Below are 3,870 nucleotides of genomic sequence, written 5' to 3'. Positions count from 1 at the left end.
GCCCTCATGAACGCATCCGGCAGATGCATGGGCCGGCCAACGGCCGGCGCTACCGGATCCGTGTCGATCAGATGTCAAATGGGGTTGCGATCAAGAAACGCGCGGATCTCCGGCACCAGCACTTCGTGCTTGTCTTCCAGCACGTAGTGACCGGCATCTTCGAATGCATGCACCTGCGCCTGCGGCAGCGCGGCCTGGAAGCCCTTCAGGAAGTGATGGTCGAACACGAAGTCACGCAGGCCCCAGCCGATGAACGCCGGGCGATCGGCAAAGGACGGCAGCGCTTGGCCGGCACGCTCCAGCAGCGACCAGGCCTTGTCGGCCGGGCTCAACGGAATGTCCTGCATGAAGCGGATGGTGCTGATCCGGTTGGCGTAGCTGTTGTACGGCGACACATAGGCGCGGCGCACATCGGCCGGCATCTTCCGTTCCACGCCCAGCCACGAGGCACCGCTGGAGAACGCGTTGAAGGTGCGGATGATCCACTCGCCGATCTTCCAGTGGCGACCCAGCGCGATCTGCCACGGCATCTTCTTGGCCGCCGGCATCGGAAACGCGGCGGTGTTGAGCACCACCAGGCGCTTGACCTGGGCGTGGTGCGACAGCGCCCAGCCAAAGCCGATCATGCCGCCCCAGTCGTGCACCGCCAGGGTCACCGGGCCGGTGATGCCGAGGTGCTTGAGCAGCGCGTCCAGGTCGTCGACACGCGACTGCAGGGTGTACTCGTAGCGGCTGTCATCCGGCTTGTCCGACAGGCCCATGCCGATGTGGTCGGGCACGATGCAGCGGTACTTATCCGACAGGCCAGCAACCAGCGTGCGCCAGTAATAGCTCCACGACGGGTTGCCGTGCACCATCACCACCACTTCGCCGTCGCGCGGACCTTCGTCGAGATAGCTCATCGTCACGCCGGGGCGGACCTCGAAGCGCTGCGGATGGGCGGGGTAACCGGGAAGAGTCATCGATAGAACCAACGGAAAGCCGGGGGCGCATTGTCAGGCACAACACGCCAGCGGGGATAGGGGTCAGGAGATCTCGTAGCGCTGCGACACATGCTGGTTGTCCGAGAGCAGGCGGAGATAGGCCGGATGCAGGAATACCTTTTCCTTGCCCATCCGCTCCTCCCGGAGCACCCCGATATCCACCAGTTCGCGCAGGTAGCGGGCAGCGGTCTCGCGTTTTGCCACCCCCGCCTCCACGACATTCTGGATCCGGCAATAAGGCTGACTGAACAGCACATCGACCAGTTCTCGGCTATAGACCTTCGGTCGCTGGGCGCGAATCCATTCGCAGGCGTGATCGTGAAGCTGGCGGATGGCCTCGATCTTCCTGCCCGTCCACTGAGCAGTGTCGGCTACGGCGTCCAACATGTATCTGATCCACGCAGCCCAGTCCCCCTCGATTGTGACTGCCAAAAGCAGACGGTAGTACTCGGCCTTGCGCTCGATGATGTAGCGCGACAGGTACAGAACTGGGCGGTCAAGTAGATCATGCTCGACCAGCATCAACAGATTGAGAATTCGACCGGTGCGTCCATTGCCATCGGTGAAGGGGTGGATGGCCTCGAACTGATAATGGGCCACCGCCATGCGAATCAACGGATCGATGTCATGGGCTTCATGGATGAACCTTTCCCAGTTGAACAGCTTCTCGCGAAGTAGGCTTTCACCCACAGGAGGTGTGTAGATCACTGCCCCCGTTTGCCCATTGGCAAGAGCAGTACCAGGGACTCGACGAACCTGCATCGACGTGTTCTTGATACGACTGCAGACGACTTCTGCAGTCGCGGTTGAAAGGGGTCGTTCAACCAGCGAGAGAAACCCTTCCTGCAGCGCACTTCTGTAGCGAAGCGCTTCTCGGGTCGCGGGATCTGCGGCCGCTTCGTGATCAGCGAAACGGAACAACTCGTCCGCGGTAGTGACGATGTTCTCGATCTCCGAGCTGGCCTGTGCCTCCAGCAACGGAATCGTGTTGATCAGCACAGATGGATTCGGGAGATGCCCAGTCGCCTGCCGCAGCGACGCCAGCGCTTTGTGCGCTTCAATGCACGCTTTCAGCAGATCGCGGGTTTCCAGATCCGCCTCGGGCGGAAGTGGAGGAAGATCGTTGTAGGGACTCAGAACGTCCATCCGTGCGGCTCATGTCGATTTCATCGACATGATGCCTGCAACATGTCGAAAAAATAACAAAAATCGACATGAATAGGCGAACTTGGGGGCAAGAGCGACCGTCTATGACGGTTCAGGCCTCTCGCCCCAAATTCCGAACCTGCTTACCAGACCACTTCGGCCATCGAGCAGTTCAGGCCCGAGCCGATGCCGAGCAGGGCGATGCGGTCACCCTTCTTCAGCTTGCCCAGCTGCTTGAGCTTGCTCAGCACGATCGGCACCGAAGCCGGACCGATGTTGCCGTGCTCTCCGAAGATGGTCATGACCTTCTTCGGGTCGATGCCGAAGTTCTTGATGAACGCGGCGGTGTGCGGCTGGCTGACCTGGTGGATCACGAACTGGTCCAGCTCTTCCACGGCCCAGCCCAGCGCTTCACGGGCGGCCACGAAGGTCTTCTGCGCCAGCTTGATGCCTTCAATCAGCAGCATGCGGGTGTCGGTGACCATGCGGTCCAGGTTGCCGCGGCACAACTGGTTCCACTCGGTGGCCGAGCGGGTGACGCCACCGCGGTAACGCGGGGCTTCGGGCACCAGCTCGCTGCGCGCCATGACCATGGCGGCGGCGCCGCAGCCCAGGGTCAGGGCCGCCATCTCGTTGCGGAAGTCGTCAGCGGTCACGCCCGGCAGGGCCATGCGCTCGAGGGTCTTCTCGTACACCAGGTTGGCGGTTTCACCGTCGACGATCAGCGCGTAGTCGATCTCGCCGCGTTCCAGCATGCGGGCGGCGATGTCCATGCCGTTGATGAAAGCCAGGCAGGCATTGGCGACGTCAAAGGTCATGCACTGGTCGCTGACCCCCAGGTTGCCCGAGACGATGCTGGCCGTGGACGGCTCCAGGTAGTCGCGGCTGACCGAGGTGTTGACCAGCAGGCCGATCTTGTCGGCACCGATGCCGGCGTCTTCCAGCGCCTTGCGGCCAGCCAGGGTGGCGGCGTCGGAGGCCAGCATGTCGGCGTCCCACAGGCGACGGGCATGGATGCCGGCGATGTCGCCGAGCACGTCGGTGCGGATGCCCAGACGATCCAGCGTCGGCTGCAGGCGTTCGTTGATTTCCTTCGACGTCAGCGTATGCGGCGCGTCGATGTGCGCCAGACCGGCGATCGAGACATTCTTGAAGAGCATCAGTTAGCGCCAAGGCTCAGGCGAAGGGGGCGCTATTGTAAGCCCCAGCGGCTTTCACCGCATCTTTACGAATTCACGCCCGGGCGTATGGTCCGGGCGTGGGGCTGAATGCGTCAGCGGGGCGGGCACTGGAAGGCCAGGAAGCGCTGGCTGCCGTCGGCCGGGGCGGCGGCGGCCTGGATGGCGTTGGCCTGGGCGCTGGGGGCTTCGTTGCGGGCCAGGGTTTCCAGTTCTTCCTGCACGCGCAAGGGGTTGCGGTTGTAGAAGCCGACCTTGCTCTTGACCGTCACCACCACTTCGCCGCGCTGCTGGCAGCCCGAGGGCACCTGGCCGGCGGGCAGCACGCGCACGGTCTTGCCGCTGGGTTCGATCGGCACCCAGGTGCAGGCGGTGGCGGTCAGGGTGAGAGCGGAGAGGAGCAGGAGGCGCATGGCGCGTGCGTTCTGGGAGGTCATGGGGGGATTTTGCCTGAACGGGCTGAATCGGGGGTGGATGGGGACGGAACGATGACGGGTTGATGTGGGGCGGGGGGGGGCCCCCGCCCGCCCGCCCAAAGACATACCCCAGACCGGGGGCCGGCG

At 63.4% G+C, this 3,870-nt stretch carries 4 protein-coding genes; all 4 read right to left on the bottom strand.

The window, feature by feature from the left end:
• Positions 1-74 precede the first annotated feature (74 nt).
• The 4 genes from QMX83_RS20680 to QMX83_RS20665 all read right to left on the bottom strand — a co-directional run bounded on the left by QMX83_RS20680 (position 75) and on the right by QMX83_RS20665 (position 3,720).
• Entirely contained in the window at positions 75-962 is an 888-nt protein-coding gene (locus QMX83_RS20680; RefSeq protein ID WP_282298500.1) for an alpha/beta fold hydrolase, read from the bottom strand.
• A 63-nt stretch (positions 963-1,025) separates the two neighbouring features.
• Positions 1,026-2,060, bottom strand: coding sequence for a Fic family protein (locus QMX83_RS20675; RefSeq protein WP_282298502.1), 1,035 nt, complete (start codon positions 2,058-2,060; stop codon positions 1,026-1,028).
• Positions 2,061-2,272: 212 nt separating this feature from the next.
• Complete coding sequence (locus QMX83_RS20670; protein ID WP_282298499.1) at positions 2,273-3,289, bottom strand: 3-oxoacyl-ACP synthase III; 1,017 nt, start codon at positions 3,287-3,289, stop codon at positions 2,273-2,275.
• A 113-nt stretch (positions 3,290-3,402) separates the two neighbouring features.
• Entirely contained in the window at positions 3,403-3,720 is a 318-nt protein-coding gene (locus QMX83_RS20665) for a DUF4156 domain-containing protein (protein WP_282298501.1), read from the bottom strand.
• Positions 3,721-3,870 lie beyond the last annotated feature (150 nt).

It is taken from the genome of Stenotrophomonas sp. PS02289 (genome assembly GCF_029960115.1).
In the GTDB taxonomy this organism is placed as follows: domain Bacteria; phylum Pseudomonadota; class Gammaproteobacteria; order Xanthomonadales; family Xanthomonadaceae; genus Stenotrophomonas.
This window is presented reverse-complemented; position numbering and strand designations above follow the sequence as displayed.